This is a genomic window from Dorea chungnamensis, assembly GCF_039832125.1.
Lineage (GTDB): Bacteria > Bacillota > Clostridia > Lachnospirales > Lachnospiraceae > JAFBIX01.
Window position 1 is genome coordinate 96,283 of the sequence record NZ_JBDOHT010000008.1, and the last position, 18,158, is coordinate 114,440.

Genomic DNA, 18,158 nt, shown 5'->3' on the forward strand with positions numbered 1-18,158 from the left:
TTGTAAATGAAGTGGAAAAATAGATTGATTGAAGCAGGAGTCCTTATCATAGTATTCATCATTGCTGTGTTAGGGTTCAGCTATTATACGAATAAAGGCAATGATAACATGACGGCTGACATGGGAGCAGCAACCTATCCACAGGTTTCATTTTCCTACCAGGGTTATGCGTTGAATATGCTGAGTGGGTATGCAAAAGCGATGGACATTCCAGCTATGAGGGATACCATAACGCCGGTGACAAATCAGCGTCTGGAGATTAACGTCCAGGCATATGGCATTAAGATCAGCAGTGCTTCTTATACCATCTATACATTGGATGGCGAAGAAAAGCTAAAGGAAGAAAAGGTAAAAAATCCGGGAGAAAACATCACGGCAGATTTGAGCGATGAAGGGCTAATGGATGAAGAGCGTGTCCTCGAGATCGCGCTCTATACAGAAGATAAGACCATTTATTTTTACACCAGGATTGTAAATGCATCAGATGCGTCTGTTATGGAATGTCTGGATTATATTCGGAATTTTCACGAGAGTGCCCTTGGAAAAGTAGAGGGTGCCGGCGTAGGTGCAGCCATTGAACCGAGCGAAGAGGGCGATAATACCAGCTTTCAGCATGTGACCATTCACTCCGATTATGACCATGTATCCTGGGGAAACCTGGAGCCGGAAGTTGAAAAAGGCGAACGCTGGAATATTAAAGAGATTAACAGTAATTCCATCTCGGTACAGTTGGAATATCGCGTAAGATGTAAAGGCGAAGAGAATGAGACGGATGTCTATGCGGTCAAAGAATTCTTCCGTGTGCGCCATATTGCAGATGCACAGAAAACTTATCTGCTCAATTATGATAGAACGATGGAACAGATATTTGACGCAACAAAGCAAGTGTTGAATGAAAAAGGCGTTTTGCTTGGAATAGCTCCAAAGAATATTTCTTATATGGTAAATGATGACGGTTCTGTTGTGTCTTTTGTTGTGGCAAATGAATTGTGGAATTACAACAAAGATACCGACGAAGTGTCCCAGGTATTCAGTTTTGCAGATGCTGAAAATAGCGATGTACGTAATCTTGTGACAAAGCATGAGATTAAGCTTCTGGAAATGGATGAGACAGGGAACACAATCTTTGCGGTATGTGGTTATATGAATCGTGGAAGCCATGAGGGAGAAGTTGGAATTGCCGTCTATTATTATGACATGGAGAAGAACTCTGTGGAAGAAAAAGTATTTATCTCCAGTGACAAGTCATATGAAAACGTCATAAATGAAATGAGCAGGCTTGTCTACTACAGCGCCAGTCGCAATATGCTATACATCATGGTGGAAGGTACGCTCTATGAATTCGATGTGGAGATGGAGGAGAATACGGCGCTTGTTGAAGCTTTGAACGAAGACCAGTATGTGGTATCAGAAGATGGACATCTGGTCGCTTATCAGGAAAATGGAGATCTGAACACAGCGACAAAGGTGGTTGTCAAGAATCTCGAGAGTGGCAAGGAACGAACGGCGGAATGCGAATCAGATGAATGTATCCGCCCGTTGGGGTTTGTAAAAAATGATTTTGTCTATGGAGTGGCCAAGACTGCAGATACAGGTAAGACGGTTTCCGGAGAAATTACGGTTCCAATGTACAAAGTAGAGATACAGAACAGCAAAAGCGAAATTGTAAAGACCTATCAGGCAGATGGCACATATGTGTTGGATGCATATTTGAAAGATAATATGGTGACATTGAATCGTGCAATAAAAGATGGCAATACGTATACCAGTACCTCTCAGGATTACATCACGAATAATACCGAAAAAGAAAAGAGCAATATCTATCTGGAATCGTATGCGACAGATCTTAAGGAGACACAAGTCCGGCTTACATTTGAAGATGGAATCTCAGATAAGGAGCCGAAGGTACTGCGGCCAAAGCAGATTGTAATGGAAGACCCGGTAGTCGTTGAATTCGAAGATGTAACCCATGCAGATAAATATTATGTATATGGGTATGGACAACTGCTAGACTGTTGTGAAAAGGCGGGTGAAGCAATTAGGCTGGCTGATTCTTACAGTGGCGTTGTGGTAGATGCCACGCAGAATTATATCTGGGAGCGCGGAAATAGAGATTTGCAGTACACAATCACTGACAAAGATGACGTGATCCAGAGAATTGCCGACCGGTTAAAGCAGAAAGAAGCACCGGTAGATATTATGAAGAGTCTGAATGACGACCGGTATCTGGATCTGACCGGCTGTGCAACAGAGGAATTACTATACATCATTAACCAGGGATCGCCGGTGATCGGTATGTTGAATGCAGAAAATTCAGTTATATTGATCGGATATACGGATACAGTTGTTATCTATGTCGATCCGGAGACCGGGGAACGATCCAGTGTGACTTATGAAGAAATGGATCAGATGACCCAGGGAAGTGGAAACACGTATATTGGATAAAAGAAAGATTTCAGAAATATAAAAGACCCGCATCATTATCGCGGGTCTTTTCCTTTTGCGTTCAAAACAAGTCTATGAATTCGCTGCTGGTCTGAACACAATATTTTTATATTTTCTCAGTGCAAAATACAATACCATACCAAGTACGCCGCAGGATAATACTTCCCCGACACCAACGGTAAGCATCATAAATGGAATCGGCAGTGCAACACCATAACCATAGCGCAGTACAAAAGGTACAACGATTGTGTTCGCTGCAATTGGCGGCAACGGTGCCAGGAACTTATTCTTGTCTCGTAACTGGTAAGTGAAAAATGCGCCGATTAAGGTCGCAAGACTTCCGAAGATGATGTCCGGAAGGATCGCGCCGCCCAGAATGTTCCCAATCAGGCATCCTACGAATAAGCCGGGAATAGCGGCTGGTGTGAATACCGGAAGGATCGTAAGGGCTTCTGCAATTCTTACCTGTACTTCTCCGAAAGAAAATGGTGCGAATACATAGGTCAGCACCACGTAGATGGCAGCGATCATGGCCGCCTGGGTCAGAAAGTTGATGTTTTTGTTTCTCATATGAAATTCTCCTTTAGTTTTGTTTTACGAGTGGAAGGTCTCGAACACTCGGCACATTTTCCGCGAAGCAATGAGCCATGCGGACATACTTGTATGTCCATCTGGCGAATGCCGCGAGACTCAGGTACCGCAGGTATCTGAGTACCGCCGGGAATCGGCGGCAAGCCCGATAGACCTTGGTTTTGATGGGCTTTGTTGCGATAGAGAGTATAACATAGCGAGGGGAGAAATGCAAGTCCGTACCCCATTTTGCTATAATATGGATATTTGGATGGAAAAATGTAATAGATTACCATGTTAAAGGAAAGAAGATTCTTTTATATACTGATAAATAGAAATTTTAGGAATACGCCAGGTAGATTTACCAACACGCATTCCTTTTATTTTGCCTTGGTTTAGAATTTTCTGATATATTATGTGCAGGTCTAGAAAAGCTATAGAAATAGAAGGAAAATTCAGTTATAATGATAGAAACATAAGGAAGTAATATTTTATAGTTAGCAGAGCGGAGGGATATTTATATGCCAAAGAATATGCAGAATTTAATGGAAAAGTACGTGAACGAAATAAAAAAGATATATGGTTTGCATTTACGCCAGATTATTTTATATGGTTCTTATGCCAGAGGAGATTTCAAACCAGATTCGGATGTGGATATTATGATTCTTTTGGATTTGCCAGATGTGGAGTTGAAAGCATATAGTCAGAAACTCTCTTATATGACATATGATTTTAATCTGGATCATGACATGGATATAAAGCCAATAGCGAAAAGTGAAACACATTTTAATAAGTGGAGTGTGAATTACCCATTTTATTCCAATATTCATGAAGAGGGAGTAGTGTTATATGAAGCAGCATAATCAGGAGATTGGCACGAGAAAGGATCTGGTTATTTACAGACTGGAAACTGCCAGGAGTGATTTAATAAAAACTATGTAAAAACATCAATATTTCCAAGAGAAATTGGAAGGAAAATAGGTCAGGCAGAGGAAATACGACATGCCAGTGATTATGATGATTTTTATATTACCAGTAGGGAGGAATCAGAACGTCAGATTCTAACAGCCGAAGAATTTATTAATTTAGCTGAGGAATACTGTATGAAACAACTTGAAAATTATGAAGAATAAGAAGAAAAGTTGTTTGAACACGTACCCCATTTGGAATGATAGTTGATGAATACAGACGAAAGGAAATACCGCAGAAAACGTTGGTTTTCTGCGGTATTTCGTATATTTGCATATGAATAAATGTCCATTGTTTTTGGCTTTGTTGCGATTGAGAGTATAGCATAGTGTGAGTGGCAATGCAAGTCTGGACCCCATTTTGCTTCTATCATGTCTGAAATTGTCTTCTGCCTTTTAAAACATCCATTATTATGTTATAATAACTCCAAAGCGTCAAACGCAAGCAATCACAAAAAGGAGTAAATTGGTATGGATTTGATTACGATTAAGGAACTATATAAGGAAAAAGAAAAGTATCTGGATCAGAAGATTACTGTTGGGGGATGGGTGCGCAGTATCCGGGATTCCAAGACTTTTGGATTCATTGTATTAAATGATGGAACATTTTTTGAACCTTTGCAGATTGTTTACCATGATAAGATGGATAACTTTGCTGAGATCTCCAAGTTAAATGTGGGAGCAGCATTGATCGTTACAGGAACATTGGTGGCAACACCGCAGGCAAAGCAGCCTTTTGAGATTCAGGCTGATACTGTAGAGGTAGAAGGTGCATCTGCGCCGGATTATCCGCTGCAGAAGAAGCGTCACAGTTTCGAATATCTCAGAACGATTTCACACTTAAGACCAAGGACTAATACTTTCCAGGCAGTATTTCGTGTGCGTTCTCTGACAGCCTATGCAATTCATAAGTTTTTCCAGGAGAGAGGATTCGTATATGTAAATACACCGCTTATCACCGGAAGTGACTGTGAAGGTGCAGGAGAGATGTTCCGTGTTACAACACTGGATATGGAGAATCTTCCAAAGACTGAGGATGGAAAAGTCGACTATTCTCAGGATTTCTTTGGCAAAGAGACAAGCCTTACGGTAAGCGGTCAGTTAAATGGAGAGACATATGCCCAGGCTTTCCGCAATATCTATACCTTCGGTCCGACCTTCCGTGCAGAGAATTCTAATACGACAAGACATGCAGCAGAATTTTGGATGATCGAGCCGGAGATGGCATTTGCAGATCTGGACGATAACATGATGCTGGCAGAGGCAATGTTAAAATACGTTATCAACTATGTGTTGGAAGAAGCCCCGGAAGAGATGAACTTCTTCAATTCATTTGTAGATAAAGGCTTATTAGAACGTCTTCACAATGTAGTTTCTTCTGATTTCGCAAGAGTGACCTACACAGAAGCAGTTGAGCTGTTAGAGAAGAATAATGATAAATTTGAATACAAAGTTTCCTGGGGAACAGATCTCCAGACAGAGCATGAACGTTATCTGACCGAGCAAGTATTTAAACGCCCGGTATTTGTAACTGACTATCCGAAGGAAATCAAAGCCTTCTATATGAAACAAAATGACGATGGAAAGACTGTGGCAGCAGTAGACTGCCTGGTTCCCGGCATCGGGGAGATTATCGGCGGAAGCCAGAGAGAAGACGATTACGATAAACTCCTGAATCGGATGAATGAATTGGGATTAAAAGAAGAAGATTACAAATTCTATCTCGATCTTCGCAAATATGGCTCCACCAGACATTCTGGATTTGGACTTGGGTTCGAAAGATGCGTTATGTATCTGACAGGAATGAGTAATATCCGCGATGTTATCCCATTCCCAAGAACCGTAAATAACTGCGAATTGTAGAAAATTATGTGTGGAATTCAAAAAGGGACAGGGGGATTCAAAAAAGGGACACGGTAAATTTAATTGGGGACGGAGGAAAATGAAAAAACCCCCGTCCCCAAATGGCAAAGGAGGGCTAGTATGAATATTTTAGTTGTTGATGACGAGAAGGAAATTGCGGATGTTGTAGAACTGTATCTCCAGAATGATCAGTATAATGTGTATAAGTTCTATACTGGTCAGGATGCGTTGGATTGTATTAACAGCAGGAAGATTGACTTGGCAATTCTGGATATTATGCTTCCGGATATTGATGGTTTTCAGATTCTTAAGATGATTCGGGAGAAGTATACTTTCCCGGTGATCATGCTGACGGCGAAGACGGAGTATATGGATAAGATTACAGGTCTTACGCTGGGGGCGGACGACTATATTCCGAAGCCGTTCAATCCTTTGGAGTTGGTGGCACGTGTAAAAGCGCAGATTCGTCGATATACGCAATATAATGATGGGGGAAAAGACGAAGGAGATGTCATTGATTTTGGAGGACTTGTTTTGAACCGAACGTCTCATGAATGCGTTTACAATGAGGTCCCTCTGACGTTAACTCCGATTGAATTTGACATCCTTTGGCTTCTCTGCGAGAATCGGGGAAAGGTCATCAGTTCGGAAGAATTATTTGAAAAAGTATGGCATGAAAAATATTATAAGAACAGTAACAATACGGTGATGGTGCATATCCGTCATCTGCGGGAGAAGATGAGTGCACCGACCGGGAAATCAGATTTTATCAAGACAGTTTGGGGAGTAGGTTATAAGGTTGAAGAATAACTATCGTAAGTTAAAGGTCAGTATATTGCTCCAGACAGTATTTGTCACGGCAGTGACGGTTCTGGTCGGCGGATTTTTGCTGAATTACGTGATCGACGGTATTTATAATGACAGTTTTGCCAAAATATTTGTCAATTGTATGATGGCGTTCAATATGAATGAAAGTCAGGCGAAAGACCTGTACTGGAAATTAATCGGGGACAACAAGATGTTCTTTATGATTGTTGGTTTCCTGTTACTTTTTGCACTATTTTTCTATGTGGCACTCTCTAAGATGACCAGATACCTGGATCAGATTGGATATGGAATTGAAAATATTGTGTCAGAATCTACGGAGCCGATTCATCTGATTACGGAATTAAAACCAATTGAAATTCGTCTGAATGAGATTAAGGCAACTTTGAAGAGGCAGGAATTAGAGGCGGAGGAGAGTGAGAAGAAGAAAAATGATCTGGTACTTTTCCTGGCACATGATTTGAAGACGCCGCTTACATCGATCGTTGCTTATCTCAGCATGCTGGACAGTCACCCGGATATGCCGGAAGAAGAGCGGATCAAATATACCCATATTGCCATGGAAAAATCTCTCCGCCTTGGGGAGCTGATCAATGAATTTTTTGATATTACCCGTTATAATCTTCAGAATATTGAGCTGGAGCCGGTAGAGATCAATCTGTCTTTTATGCTGGAACAACTGGCAGATGAATTATATGGTGTTTTGCAGGAGAAGAAATTATCCTGTGAGGTTAACGTTGAAGAGAATCTGATGGTATACGGTGATCCGGATAAACTTGCCAGAGTATTTGACAATATATTAAGAAATGCAATCGCATATTGTTATGCAAACACGGTGATTCGGATAGAAGCCCAGATGAAAAAGGGAGATGTAGAGATTATTTTTACCAATCAGGGCGATAAGATTCCGGGAGCAATGCTCCAGACGATATTTGAGAAATTTTACCGGGTGGATGGTTCCAGATCCAGTGGAACCGGCGGTGCAGGGCTGGGACTGGCCATTGCAAAACAAATCGTAGAGTTGCATGGTGGGCTGATCCGTGCGAAAAGTGATGATCTGAGGACACAGTTTATTGTAACTTTGCCATCAAAGACAGAGAAGGAAGAGGGAGCAGCAGATGAAATTCATACACATCGCAGACGTACATTTAGGGGCAAGACCGGACGCAGGAAACGCATACAGCGCAAAGAGAACAAAGGAAATATGGAATAGTCTGAGAAGGATTATTGAGGTATGTAATGAAGAAACTGTAGATCTTCTTCTGATTGCGGGAGATCTGTTTCATCGACAGCCATTGTTGCGAGAATTAAAAGAAGTAAATTATTTTTTTGGTTTATTAGAAAATACTCAAGTTGTACTGATTGCAGGAAATCATGATTATGTTAAGAAAGATTCTTATTATAGAAGTTTTCAGTGGGCAGAAAATGTTCATATGATTTTAACCGAAGAAGTTACCAGTGTCGAGATACCGGAATTGTCGCTGGCAGTGTATGGATGCAGTTATCATACGAAAGAAATCCCAGAAGGACGATACGATCACGCCTGTCCTGAGAAAAAGCAAAAGTATGAGATATTGCTGGCACATGGCGGAGATGAGAAGCACATTCCGATTCAGAAGAATCAGGTGATGTCTCTTGGGTATGATTATGTGGCATTAGGTCATATTCATAAACCACAAGTGATCGTTGCGGATCGAATGGTATATGCAGGAGCCTTGGAGCCAATTGACAAGAACGATACCGGCCCACACGGTTATGTGTCAGGGCAGATGTCGGAACAAGGATGTCAGATAAGGTTTGTACCAATGGCGTCCAGAGAGTACATTCATCTGGAGGTGCAGGTTCATAAAAAAATGACGGGGAATGAACTGAGAATGCAGATTGCATCTCAGATTCAGGAACGAGGCATACAGAATATATATAAAGTGGTCGTAACAGGGTTTCGGGATCCAGATATCATCTTTGATTTGGAGGATATGGACACTTATGGAAATATCATAGAGCTGACAGATGAGACCAGACCGGCATATGAATTTGAAAAGCTTATGGACCAGAACCAGGATAATCTTCTTGGACAATATATTAAAAGCCTGAAAGATTATGAGGAAGACAGCATAGAATATATGGCATTATGTGAAGGTGTGCAGGCACTGATGGAAACGAGAAGAGGCTAGATATGATAATTCAGGAATTGAGATTAAAGAATTTTGGAAAATTTACAGACAAGTCCATACAATTAAAAGAAGGTATGAACCTTATGTATGGCGAAAATGAATCCGGCAAATCTACGATCCATACCTTTATCAAAGGGATGTTTTTTGGAATGGAACGAGGCCGTGGAAGAGCGTCTGTTTATGATACATACAGTATCTATGAGCCGTGGGAGAATCCGAATTATTACGCTGGCTCATTGAGATTTCAAGTAGGGCAAAAGACCTTTCGACTTGATAGGAATTTTGACAAGTACTCAAAAAAGGCAGAATTAATCTGTGAAGATGACGGAGAAGAATTGTCGGTTACGGATGGAGATCTGGATGTATTATTGGGAGGGCTGAATGCCGGAAATTATGAGAATACGGTATTTATCGGTCAGTTAAAGATAGAGACCGGTCAGTCTTTGGGAATAGAATTAAAGAACTATGCGACAAATTATTATGCAACGGGAAATAGTGAACTTGATCTAGGTCGGGCATTGCAGTCTCTTCAAGAGAAAAAAAAGCTTCTCGAGCGTGATGAGAAGAATTATCTTATGAAAAAGCAGCAAAAAAGGGAACGGATGGAACAGGAAGCTTCTTATGTATGGAGAGATATCCATCACCTGGAAGAAGAGTGTGAACGCATTACAGGAGAATTAGAATATCGTCAGAAAAAGGAGAAGGATCAGGAAGAGAATCGGCGGAAGATTGATGAACTCAGGCCGGCAAAATGGAGAATTCACCCGGTTGAACTCTTGCTGTTTGCTGTGTTTGTGATACTTGCTTTTGCGTTGATCGCAAAACCATGGAATTATCTGGTCGCAATTGTAATTTTTCTTGCTTGTGGATTATACACCTGGAATCGGATGAAAGTGGGGAAAAAGCAGGAAAAAACAGCACCTGAGATTTTGCTGGAAGAGATTACACCAGAAGAAGAGAAGATTCCGTTAGACAGACTTGTCTGGGAAAAATCACATGTGGAAGAGGAATTGAGAGAAAAGCAGGTTCAATACAGTAATTTACAAGAACAATTGACAGAATTAGATGAAGTCAGTGAGGATTACCGGGAATATGACAGAAAGCGCAGAGCCCTCCAGTTGGCTATGGATCAGCTGAATAATCTGTCTGCAAAATTGCAGCAACAGTTGAAGACGGTGCTGGATGGGAAGGCATCGGAGATCCTGGAATATATTACGGATGGAAAATACACCAGACTTTTTATTGAAGAGAATCTGCATATGAGTGTTATGGCAGAAGGAAGAAAAGTTCCAATGGAGCAGTTGAGCAGGGGGACGATAGAACAGATATATCTTGTCCTTCGCCTTGCAGCAGGCGAGCTATTGTTTGAGGAAGATTATCCGGTGATTCTGGATGATACGTTTGCATATTATGATGAAAATCGATTAAAAAAAGTGATGCAATGGCTGAGCATTCATAAGAAACAAGTCCTGATCTTTACCTGCCAGAAGAGAGAAAAACAACTATTGGAAGAACTGAATATCGCCTATCATGAGGAGATCATATAAATATAAAAGGAGAGGAAATCTGGTTAGATTTCCTCTCCTCTGTTATATTTATCCACAACGTTATGGATACGATCTACTGGGTTCAAGATACTGCTGATAGATCCATCATGATTCAATGTATCGATCATGAGTGCAATATATTTACTCATATCACAGTTGATATAATAAGGACGTTCCAACAATTCTGGTGTCTGATAGATTAGGTTGGTGGTAAGAATTGCGTCGATAGTTCCTTCTTCATATGCTTTGTCGAATTTGTCGAGCCCGTTTGTGAACAGACCGAATGTTGCGGCAGCAAAGATTCGTTTGGCTTTGCGCTGTTTTAGCTGACGGGCAACATCCAGGATACTGTCGCCAGAAGAAATCATATCATCCAGAATAATGACATCTTTGCCTTCGACAGAAGATCCTAAAAATTCATGTGCAACAATTGGGTTGCGTCCATCGACAATCTTGGTGTAATCACGGCGTTTATAGAACATACCCATATCAAGATTCAATACGTTTGCAAGGTAAATCGCACGTCCGGTAGCACCTTCATCAGGGCTGATGGCCATCATATGCTCGCTGTCAATCTGCAGATCTTTAAAACGCCGAAGAAGACCCTTGACGAACTGATAAGTAGGGCGCACCGTTTCGAATCCATTCAGTGGAATTGCATTCTGAACTCTTGGGTCATGAGCATCAAATGTAATGATATTATCGACGCCCATACGGACAAGTTCTTGAAGTGCAAGTGCACAATCCAGAGACTCCCGGTTGCTTCTTTTGTGCTGACGGCTCTCATATAAGAAAGGCATGATGACATTCAGACGTCGAGCTTTTCCTCCAACTGCAGCAATTACACGCTTCAGATTCTGGTAATGATCATCCGGAGACATGCGGTTGGTATGACCGGTCAAAGAGTAGGTCAGACTATAATTGCAGACATCAACCATAAGATATAAGTCTTTTCCACGGATAGATTCATTGATAATACCTTTGGCTTCGCCGGATCCAAATCGTGGAACTTTTGCATCAATAAGATAGGTATCTCGTTCATAACCGTTGAAGACAACATCGTCTTTATAGGCAGAGCCATCTTCCTTTCTCCATTTTACAAGATAATCGTTCACCCTATTGCCCATCTCGGTGCAACCGTCGAGAGCAATAATTCCAAGTGCTCCGACAGGTATGTTTTCTAGAATGCGATCATTACGGCGTAACATCATTTGTACCTCCCAGGTTTAATAATTTTTTTTGGATGCGGATATCGTCACCAGTCAGCCTCAGAATCGTATAATTACTGCTGATCCGGGAAAAAGTCCGCTCTGAATAGATTGATTTTATATCTTCCAACGCGAGGTTGGTAGAGATAATAGTAGATTTCTGTCTTAATATACGTTCGTTCAGACAGCTGAACAATTGTGATACCGTGAATGTATTGGAAAACTCGGTTCCCAAATCATCAATAATCAGAAGATCACAATCGTAGATCAGTTCTTGAGCCTGCAAATTCTGTTCCTCTTTTTTACCAAATGTGTTCTTTGCCAGGATATCAAATAATTGAGCTGCAGTAAAGTATACAACAGAAAAAGAAGTATCCATCAATTCCTTGGCAATGCAGTGGGAGAGGAAGGTTTTGCCGACCCCGGTGTCGCCATATAATAGAATATTGTGAAATTCATCGGAAAATGTATCTACGAAATCATGACATACCTTTAATGCGGTCTGCATGGATTCCAACGAAGATCTTCCTGTAAGAGGATCTATGTGGTTGTTGGAATAATAACTTAGAGAACAGGTAGAAAAGTTCTCTTTATCCAGGACTTCCTGTAAATTGGATTGTGTATATAGAAGCTCCACGATTGCCTGCTTGAAACAATGGCATTTTTCAGTTCCAATATAACCTGTGTCCTGACAGTCAGGACAGTTGTAATGGAGCTCCAGATAATCTGCCGGCAATCCATGGGATTGAAGAAGCCGCTTTTTCTGTGCAATCAGGAAATTCAAATCCTCTTTTAAAGAAGACAATGCCTGACTGTCTCCGTCAAGGAGTCGGCGTGCTTTTTGAACACTCATGGCAGAGATAGATTGATCCAGCTCTTCTAACTCTGGAATGAAAGAATATGCCTGCCTGTAGTGTTCCCTGAGTTGATGTTCATTATCCAGTTGTTTTTGTTCATAAGTACGCATCAATTGATCGTACTGAGAATTGGAAAGTGCCATGCCGGGGAAAATCTCCTTGCGTTATGTATTTATTGCTGAACTAACTTGCGCTCTAAATCGTTCATATCGTATGAGCGACCATCGAAATTGTTGAACTTTGTCGTCTTTATATGCTTGTCTGGTTTTGTGGCCTGAGCTGTCTTCTGCTCTTTTGATTTTAGATAATCGGCATCCAGTGCCTCGATATCTTTTAGATAATGTACATTCTTGCTTCGCCAATTCTTTAAAATGGTATCTGTATATTCAAAGTTAGGCTGATGAATCGTATTCATCGTGCGGTTGCATGCTTCCAGAATAATGTCCAAAGTGAATCCGTATTCTTCATTCCATTTTTTGATATAAGTAATCTCTGAAGCAGCAGGTGCACGTCCCTTGATTCCATATGCGTTCAAGACAGAATAACAGTTCTTGTTATACGCTACGGTGCTTGCTTTTGCATCGGAAACGGTCGTGATCTTCTGCTCGTTCCAGGATAAAGCAACTTTTTGGATATAATGCATGCTTTTATGACCATTTTCCACACAGTATTCAATTAAATACTCAATTAATTCTGCAGACATATGCAGAGTATCAAAAAAGTATGTAATGGTATCAATATCAACAGCAGACAAAGTCTTACCGAGATACTGTTCGGCAACGAAAAGAAGCTCTTTGAATTCCTTGCGTTCCTTGCGACTTCTGTATTGCTGTATGTTAGGCACAGCGGCAGAATCATTGTCGGAGACAGCTCCTGTGTCGGAAACAGTCATAGTGGCTGCAGCAGAATGAGCAGATGTCTCTGATGTCTCTGCCTTGCTTCTGCCAGTATCTGCATTATGCTCTTCGGTATGGTCACAGTAGTCCAAAAGTCCTTGATTCTTCCAGTACTTCAGTGCGCGCAGTACATCCTTTTCTGTACATTCCAGGATATCAGCAATCTCAGAGATGGACAGCATTCCAGAAGCTTCATTCAAATGGCGCAAAAGAAGAAGATATACTTTTACATATTCGCCGTTTGCCTTGATCATATAACGGTCTATAAATTCATTCTCCAGCACAGTAGTATTTCCCTGTGCATAATTAGTAAGGGTCAATTTCTTCATAATTCTTACGCCAGTCCTCCTCGTTGGTTCCATACACATTTTTAGAAATATCGTAGAGATATTATAGCACCAGAAAGACAGGGACAAAAGAAATTTCTGACCCAAAAATCAAGTTTTTTGTGGATAAAAATCTGTGGAAAATGTGGATAACTAGCGTTTCAAAAGGTCTTCGCCAATATTTACAACGTCTCCCGCTCCCATAGTTATCAACAAGTCTCCTTTTTGACATTTTTCCATACAGAAATCTTCAATCTCTTTAAATGATGGGAAATAATAAGCGTCACGTCCATTTTCGATTAATGCATCGGCAATATCCTTGGAAGATATTCCCAGGGTGTCTGTCTCTCTTGCGGCATAGATGTCGGCAAGGATGATATGATCGGTATGCGATAATGCTTCCACAAACTCAGGGAATAAAGCCTTGGTTCTGGTATAAGTATGTGGCTGGAAAATGCACCAGATCTCTCTGTGAGGATAATTCTTTGCAGCCGTCAGGGACGCGTTGATCTCTGTTGGATGATGTGCGTAATCATCAATAATTGTAATTCCGTTTATATCACCTTTGTGTTCAAATCGACGGTTAGTTCCATGGAATTCTTTCAGTCCTTTTTTCATGGTTTCCACAGGGATATCCAGAAGATCAGCGGCAACTATTGAGGCCAATGCGTTAGATACATTGTGGTCACCATTGACGGAAAGGGAAATCCTGTCAACAAATGTTCCAGATTTTACCAGATCAAAAGATGCCTCACCTAAGTTATTATGGGAGATGTTGGTAGCACTGTAATCCATGGAACTGTCATTTCCATATACAAGAACCCTGCATTTCAGGCCATCAATGATCTCTCCCAGGTCTGGAATATTGCCATTGATGATTAAGGTCCCGTCTTCTGGCAGGAGTTCAGCAAATTTACGGAAAGAATTGCGGATATCAGCCAGATCTTTAAAGAAATCTAAATGATCTTCATCAATGTTCAAAATGATACCGATCTTCGGGAAAAAGTGAAGAAAGCTGTTGGTATATTCGCATGCTTCTGTTACAAATAATCCAGAATCTCCTACGCGGATATTACCGCCAATTGCCTTTAAAATTCCTCCGACTGAAATGGTAGGATCCATCTCGCCAGCAAGCAGAATATGAGAAAGCATAGATGTCGTTGTTGTCTTGCCATGTGTTCCCGATACGGCGATCGGAACGTCATAGTTGGTCATCAACTGCCCGAGAAGCTCTGCTCTGCTTAACATAGGAAGTCCTTGTTGTACGGCAGCCTGAAATTCTTCATTATCTTCATGAATTGCGGCGGTGTAGACAACAACATCAATTCCCGGGATGATGTTGGATGCTTTCTGTCCGTAAAAAATGTTGGCGCCCAGCTTGGACAGGTGGTCTGTCAAGGCAGATTCTTTGTTGTCAGATCCAGATATGGTAAAGCCCTCTTTTAAGAGAATCTCGGCAAGACCGCTCATGCTGATACCGCCGATTCCGATAAAATGTACGTGTGCAGGCTGATGAAAATTAATTTTATACATAAGATACCTTCCTTTTTCATGAATGTTCTATTTTTATAAAAAAATAGTCATAAAAGTATTTCTCTATCCATATTATTATATACATATATGAGAAAAAAACCAAGTCGTAAATATTTGTGATATTTTAATAAAATGTTCACGAAAAATTCATTTTTTTTGTAAAATTTGTTCACTACTAAAAGAAACTGTGGTATAATGTGAACGACAAGATTACTGAGAAGGGGTGATGACATGAGAAAAAAAGAGATGATAGCAATGTTGCTGGCAGGAGGACAAGGAAGCCGCTTAGGGGTTCTTACAGCAAAAGTTGCGAAGCCGGCTGTTGCTTTTGGAGGAAAATATAGAATTATTGACTTCCCGCTCAGCAACTGCATAAACTCAGGAATTGATACGGTCGGAGTGCTAACGCAATATCAGCCATTACGATTGAACACACATATTGGAATTGGAATTCCATGGGATTTGGATCGTAATTTTGGAGGAGTTACGATTCTACCTCCTTATGAGAAGAGCAGCAACAGCGAATGGTATACCGGTACGGCGAATGCGATATACCAGAATTTGGATTATATGGAGACCTTTAATCCAGACTATGTATTAATTCTGTCAGGTGACCATATTTATAAGATGGATTATGAGGTTATGCTTGATTATCATAAGGAGAATAATGCAGACGTGACTATCGCTGCAATGCCTGTACCATTAGAAGAGGCAAGCAGATTTGGCATTGTGATTGCGGATGGTGACGGTAAGATATCAGAATTCCAGGAGAAGCCACCACAGCCAAAGAGCAATCTGGCATCTATGGGTATTTATATTTTTAGTTGGCCAGTATTAAAAGAAGCGTTGCTCGCGTTAAAGGACGAGCCAGGATGTGATTTCGGTAAGCATATTATTCCGTATTGTCATAATAAGGGACAGCGGTTGTTTGCATACGAATACAACGGATATTGGAAAGATGTTGGAACGTTAGGATCTTATTGGGAAGCCAATATGGAATTGATTGATATTATTCCGGAGTTCAATCTTTATGAAGAATTCTGGAAGATATATACGAACAGTGAGATCCTTCCGCCACAGTATATTTCCGGACAGGCAGTGATTGAAAGAAGTCTGATTGGAAATGGTTCTGAGATTGGCGGTGAAGTACGTAACTGTGTCATTGGTTCGGGCGTAACCATAGAAGATGGTGCCGTTGTCAGAGATTCTATCATTATGAAAGATACGAAGATCAAGAAAGGATGTGTCATTGATAAGTCGATTATCGCAGAGAACTGCGAGATTGGTGAGAATGTTACATTGGGGATTGGCAGTGATGTACCGAACAAACTTAAGCCGGCGATTTATTCATTTGGCCTTGTAACAATTGGTGAGAATTCCGTGGTTCCGGATGGAGTTCAGATTGGAAAGAATACTGCGATCAGTGGTGTTACGACAAGAGAAGACTATCCGAATGGAATACTGGAAAGTGGAGAGACATTAATAAAGGCAGGTGAACGAGCATGAGAGCAGTAGGAATTATTTTAGCAGGCGGAAGTAACAACAAGATGCGTGAACTGACTCAGAAGAGAGCAAGTGCAGCGATGCCGATAGCAGGAAGTTATCGTGCGATTGATTTTGCTTTGAGTAATATGTCTAATTCGCATATACAAAAAGTAGCGGTGCTGACTCAGTATAATGCGCGTTCATTGAATGAACACCTGAATTCATCAAAATGGTGGGATTTTGGAAGAAAGCAAGGGGGGCTGTATGTATTTACCCCTACGATCACAGCAGATAATGGATACTGGTATCGTGGAACCGCTGATGCGATTTATCAGAATCTGGATTTTCTGAAAAGATGTCATGAGCCGTATGTGATCATTACGTCTGGAGATGCTGTATATAAAATGGATTATAACAAAGTGTTAGAATACCATATCAATAAGCGGGCCGACATTACGGTGGTTTGTAAGGATTTGGGGCCGGATGAGGATGCCAGCCGTTTTGGAACGCTGAAAATGGATGAAGATATGCGCGTTTTGGAATTTGAAGAGAAGCCGATGGTTGCAACTTCGAATACCATATCAACGGGAATCTATGTGATCAGAAGAAGACTGTTGATAGAATTGATTGAGAATTGCGCAGAAGAAGACAGATTTGATTTTGTAACTGATATTTTGATCAGATATAAGAATCTGAAAAAAATATATGGTTATAAGATAAAAGATTACTGGAGCAACATATCAACAGTGGATGCTTATTATCGGACGAACATGGATTTTCTGAAACCGGAAGTAAGAAATTATTTCTTCAAAGAGCGTCCTGAGATCTACTCAAAAGTGAGCGACTTGCCGCCAGCGAAATATAATCCTGGTTCGGTGGTTAAGAACAGTCTTGTGGCTAGTGGAAGTATCATCAACGGTACGGTAGAGAATTCTATCCTTTTCAAGAAGACGTTTGTCGGAAATAATTGTGTCATCAAGAACTCAATTATCCTGAACGACGTCTATCTCGGTGACAATACATATATTGAGAACTGTATTGTAGAGAGCCGCGACACGATCAGAGCAAATACACGTCATGTTGGGGAAAATGGTGTGAAGGTAGTTGTGGAAAAGAACGAGAGGTATGCACTATAGTGCAACGGCTTGGAAGAAAGGGGCTAGAAGAAAAATGCAAATCACAGATGTACGCGTGCGTAAAGTAGCAAAAGAGGGAAAATTAAAAGCAGTGGTTTCAATTACTATGGATGAAGAATTTGTAGTACATGATATCAAAGTTATTGAGGGCGAAAAAGGACTCTTTATTGCTATGCCAAGTAAGAAGGCTTTGGACGGTGAGTATCGGGATATTGCACATCCGATTAATTCAGGAACAAGAGAACGCATTCAGAACATTATTCTTGAAAAATATGAAGAGGCATTAAAAGAAGAACCAGCTGAGGAATAAGAAGGATAAAAGAAG

General features: G+C 40.9%; 16 protein-coding genes. 11 read left to right on the forward strand and 5 right to left on the reverse strand.

Annotation, left to right across the window (positions count from 1 at the left end):
* Positions 1-6: 6 nt before the first annotated feature.
* Entirely contained in the window at positions 7-2,445 is a 2,439-nt protein-coding gene (locus tag ABE613_RS08890; protein WP_347376187.1) for a hypothetical protein, read from the forward strand.
* Positions 2,446-2,517: 72 nt separating this feature from the next.
* On the opposite strand, the gene ABE613_RS08895 is transcribed toward ABE613_RS08890, so the two are convergent.
* Positions 2,518-3,015, reverse strand: coding sequence for a QueT transporter family protein (locus ABE613_RS08895; protein ID WP_347376188.1), 498 nt, complete (start codon positions 3,013-3,015; stop codon positions 2,518-2,520).
* 521 nt (positions 3,016-3,536) lie between these two features.
* On the opposite strand from ABE613_RS08895, the gene ABE613_RS08900 reads away from it, so the two are divergent.
* The 7 genes from ABE613_RS08900 (at position 3,537) to ABE613_RS08930 (ending at position 10,392) form a co-directional block, all read left to right on the forward strand.
* Positions 3,537-3,878, forward strand: coding sequence for a nucleotidyltransferase domain-containing protein (locus tag ABE613_RS08900; RefSeq protein ID WP_347376189.1), 342 nt, complete (start codon positions 3,537-3,539; stop codon positions 3,876-3,878).
* Positions 3,879-4,010: 132 nt separating this feature from the next.
* On the forward strand, positions 4,011-4,148 hold the full coding sequence (locus ABE613_RS08905) for a HEPN domain-containing protein (protein ID WP_347376205.1): 138 nt from the start codon (positions 4,011-4,013) through the stop codon (positions 4,146-4,148).
* Positions 4,149-4,454: 306 nt separating this feature from the next.
* A complete protein-coding gene (gene asnS / locus ABE613_RS08910; RefSeq protein ID WP_347376190.1) occupies positions 4,455-5,846 on the forward strand; it encodes an asparagine--tRNA ligase in 1,392 nt (463 codons plus the stop codon).
* A gap of 120 nt (positions 5,847-5,966) precedes the next feature.
* Complete coding sequence (vanR, locus tag ABE613_RS08915; protein ID WP_347376191.1) at positions 5,967-6,656, forward strand: VanR-ABDEGLN family response regulator transcription factor; 690 nt, start codon at positions 5,967-5,969, stop codon at positions 6,654-6,656.
* On the forward strand, positions 6,646-7,884 hold the full coding sequence (locus ABE613_RS08920) for a sensor histidine kinase (protein WP_235231956.1): 1,239 nt from the start codon (positions 6,646-6,648) through the stop codon (positions 7,882-7,884). Before vanR ends, ABE613_RS08920 begins: the two co-directional genes overlap by 11 nt.
* On the forward strand, positions 7,790-8,845 hold the full coding sequence (locus ABE613_RS08925) for a metallophosphoesterase family protein (protein ID WP_347376192.1): 1,056 nt from the start codon (positions 7,790-7,792) through the stop codon (positions 8,843-8,845). Before ABE613_RS08920 ends, ABE613_RS08925 begins: the two co-directional genes overlap by 95 nt.
* Positions 8,846-8,847: 2 nt before the next feature.
* A complete protein-coding gene (locus ABE613_RS08930; RefSeq protein WP_347376193.1) occupies positions 8,848-10,392 on the forward strand; it encodes an ATP-binding protein in 1,545 nt (514 codons plus the stop codon).
* A gap of 23 nt (positions 10,393-10,415) precedes the next feature.
* Here ABE613_RS08930 and ABE613_RS08935 read toward each other — a convergent pair whose 3' ends face one another.
* From ABE613_RS08935 to murC, 4 genes are all read right to left on the reverse strand, one after another.
* Positions 10,416-11,600: a ribose-phosphate pyrophosphokinase gene (locus ABE613_RS08935; protein WP_235231953.1), complete on the reverse strand. Its 1,185-nt coding sequence runs from the start codon at positions 11,598-11,600 to the stop codon at positions 10,416-10,418.
* Positions 11,587-12,600: an ATP-binding protein gene (locus ABE613_RS08940; protein ID WP_235231952.1), complete on the reverse strand. Its 1,014-nt coding sequence runs from the start codon at positions 12,598-12,600 to the stop codon at positions 11,587-11,589. The genes ABE613_RS08935 and ABE613_RS08940 overlap by 14 nt, the downstream gene beginning before the upstream one ends.
* Positions 12,601-12,629: 29 nt before the next feature.
* Entirely contained in the window at positions 12,630-13,682 is a 1,053-nt protein-coding gene (locus ABE613_RS08945; protein ID WP_235231951.1) for a DnaD domain protein, read from the reverse strand.
* Positions 13,683-13,832: 150 nt separating this feature from the next.
* On the reverse strand, positions 13,833-15,212 hold the full coding sequence (murC, locus tag ABE613_RS08950; RefSeq protein ID WP_347376194.1) for a UDP-N-acetylmuramate--L-alanine ligase: 1,380 nt from the start codon (positions 15,210-15,212) through the stop codon (positions 13,833-13,835).
* A 231-nt stretch (positions 15,213-15,443) separates the two neighbouring features.
* Here murC and ABE613_RS08955 point away from each other — a divergent pair, with 231 nt between their 5' ends.
* From ABE613_RS08955 to spoVG, 3 genes are read left to right on the forward strand one after another with little or no spacing between them, the layout of a single operon-like run.
* Positions 15,444-16,718, forward strand: coding sequence for a glucose-1-phosphate adenylyltransferase (locus ABE613_RS08955; RefSeq protein ID WP_347376195.1), 1,275 nt, complete (start codon positions 15,444-15,446; stop codon positions 16,716-16,718).
* Positions 16,715-17,833 carry a glucose-1-phosphate adenylyltransferase subunit GlgD gene (gene glgD, locus ABE613_RS08960; RefSeq protein WP_235231948.1) on the forward strand — a complete coding sequence of 373 codons (1,119 nt, stop codon included), beginning with the start codon at positions 16,715-16,717 and terminating at the stop codon, positions 17,831-17,833. Before ABE613_RS08955 ends, glgD begins: the two co-directional genes overlap by 4 nt.
* 34 nt (positions 17,834-17,867) lie before the next feature.
* Positions 17,868-18,143, forward strand: a complete 276-nt coding sequence (gene spoVG / locus ABE613_RS08965; protein WP_235231947.1) for a septation regulator SpoVG — start codon at positions 17,868-17,870, stop codon at positions 18,141-18,143.
* Positions 18,144-18,158 lie beyond the last annotated feature (15 nt).

What these genes read in the sequence shown, in the direction of transcription:
- ABE613_RS08890 (WP_347376187.1), top strand. Translation starts at nt 7, where the DNA reads ATGAAGTGGAAAAATAGATTGATTGAAGCAGGAGTCCTTATCATAGTA.
- ABE613_RS08895 (WP_347376188.1), bottom strand. Translation starts at nt 3,015, where the DNA reads ATGAGAAACAAAAACATCAACTTTCTGACCCAGGCGGCCATGATCGCT.
- ABE613_RS08900 (WP_347376189.1), top strand. Translation starts at nt 3,537, where the DNA reads ATGCCAAAGAATATGCAGAATTTAATGGAAAAGTACGTGAACGAAATA.
- asnS (WP_347376190.1), top strand. Translation starts at nt 4,455, where the DNA reads ATGGATTTGATTACGATTAAGGAACTATATAAGGAAAAAGAAAAGTAT.
- vanR (WP_347376191.1), top strand. Translation starts at nt 5,967, where the DNA reads ATGAATATTTTAGTTGTTGATGACGAGAAGGAAATTGCGGATGTTGTA.
- ABE613_RS08925 (WP_347376192.1), top strand. Translation starts at nt 7,790, where the DNA reads ATGAAATTCATACACATCGCAGACGTACATTTAGGGGCAAGACCGGAC.
- ABE613_RS08930 (WP_347376193.1), top strand. Translation starts at nt 8,848, where the DNA reads ATGATAATTCAGGAATTGAGATTAAAGAATTTTGGAAAATTTACAGAC.
- ABE613_RS08935 (WP_235231953.1), bottom strand. Translation starts at nt 11,600, where the DNA reads ATGTTACGCCGTAATGATCGCATTCTAGAAAACATACCTGTCGGAGCA.
- ABE613_RS08940 (WP_235231952.1), bottom strand. Translation starts at nt 12,600, where the DNA reads ATGGCACTTTCCAATTCTCAGTACGATCAATTGATGCGTACTTATGAA.
- ABE613_RS08945 (WP_235231951.1), bottom strand. Translation starts at nt 13,682, where the DNA reads ATGAAGAAATTGACCCTTACTAATTATGCACAGGGAAATACTACTGTG.
- murC (WP_347376194.1), bottom strand. Translation starts at nt 15,212, where the DNA reads ATGTATAAAATTAATTTTCATCAGCCTGCACACGTACATTTTATCGGA.
- ABE613_RS08955 (WP_347376195.1), top strand. Translation starts at nt 15,444, where the DNA reads ATGAGAAAAAAAGAGATGATAGCAATGTTGCTGGCAGGAGGACAAGGA.
- glgD (WP_235231948.1), top strand. Translation starts at nt 16,715, where the DNA reads ATGAGAGCAGTAGGAATTATTTTAGCAGGCGGAAGTAACAACAAGATG.
- spoVG (WP_235231947.1), top strand. Translation starts at nt 17,868, where the DNA reads ATGCAAATCACAGATGTACGCGTGCGTAAAGTAGCAAAAGAGGGAAAA.